The sequence below is a fragment of the Atopobacter phocae ATCC BAA-285 genome (genome assembly GCF_000526675.1).
GTDB lineage: Bacteria > Bacillota > Bacilli > Lactobacillales > Aerococcaceae > Atopobacter > Atopobacter phocae.
Window position 1 is genome coordinate 1 of record NZ_JAGN01000080.1, and the last position, 1,301, is coordinate 1,301.

Consider the following 1,301-nt stretch of genomic DNA (forward strand, 5'->3'; position numbering starts at 1 on the left):
ATGGCTCAGTTCTACAAGAAAGTATATCAAGTTTAACCAGTAAGAGAGTATAGAACATTGTATAGTATTTTACACAAGATTATGGACTTGACTGTGATGATAAATTTTTAAATTTTAATAACATTATGAAAAATGAGGGACTCATTATGAAGGAACAACGACACCAAATTAACGTGTTGATCATTTTACTTTTATCGTTACTTTTTACGGGAACGATAGGATATATGGTTTTATTAGATTTAAACTTAGTTGACGCTTTGTACATGACCGTTATTACGATTTCAACAGTTGGGTATGGCGAACTTGGTGTAATGGGTGTAGAAGCAAAGCTTTTTTCGATTATTTTAATTTTTATTAGTTTAGGGACAGTCGGTTACCTATTTTCCGCAATTGTTTCCTCATTTTTAGAAGGAGATATGAAAAAAGCGTGGAGGAGAAGAAAAATGGAAGCCAAAATTGAGCAATTGAAAAATCACTATATTGTTTGTGGAGCAGGAGAAACAGGGTATTATGCAGTGAAACAATTCCAAGCAGCACAAACCCCATATGTAGTTATTGATAATTCAGAAGAAAAAGTAAATAAATTAATAGAAGAAAATATACCTGCCATATATGGGGATGCTAGTCTAGAGGAAACATTGGAACGCGCTAATATTAGTCAGGCAAAAGGATTAATTTCATCGTTACCAACTGATGCATTAAATGTATTTACGGTTTTAACAGCACGACAAATGAATCCTAAAATATATATTGTATCTCGCGCAATTAATAAACGAGCCGATGAAAAATTAAAAAAAGCTGGAGCAAATAATACGATTTCTCCAAATGAAATTGGTGGCACACGAATGGCAGCATTAATGTTAAGACCAACCGTTATGTCTTTTCTTGATATTATTACACATGCTGGAGAAGTTGTACTTGATTTAGAAGATGTGGTTATTTTTAAAAATTCACAATTACTGAATAAACAACTAAAAGATGCACGTATTCCAGATAAAACAGGGTTGATGATTATTGCCATAAAAAAATATAACGGAGATGATCTTATTTTCAATCCAAGTTCAGAAGAAGTGTTAGAAGAAGGCGATCGAATGGTTGTGTTAGGACGAATGGAACAAGTCAATATATTAAAAACGATGGCAAATGATGCGGCAGAACGCCATTTAAGCATATAAACGAAACTGTAAAAAAGAACCTTATTTTCTGATGAACTGCTCCCTGTCAAGTAGACAGGTAAAAAAATAAATTTTATGCACCTATGGTTTTTCATCCATAGGTGTTTTTTTATGCTGGAATAGCTA

Annotated in this window: 1 protein-coding gene; it reads left to right on the forward strand. The window is 32.8% G+C overall.

Annotation, left to right across the window (positions count from 1 at the left end; all coding sequences use genetic code 11):
- Positions 1-146 precede the first annotated feature (146 nt).
- Positions 147-1,175: a potassium channel family protein gene (locus tag L866_RS0108230; RefSeq protein ID WP_025730910.1), complete on the forward strand. Its 1,029-nt coding sequence runs from the start codon at positions 147-149 to the stop codon at positions 1,173-1,175.
- The last annotated feature ends 126 nt before the right edge of the window (positions 1,176-1,301 follow it).

What these genes read in the sequence shown, in the direction of transcription:
- L866_RS0108230 (WP_025730910.1), top strand. Translation starts at nt 147, where the DNA reads ATGAAGGAACAACGACACCAAATTAACGTGTTGATCATTTTACTTTTA.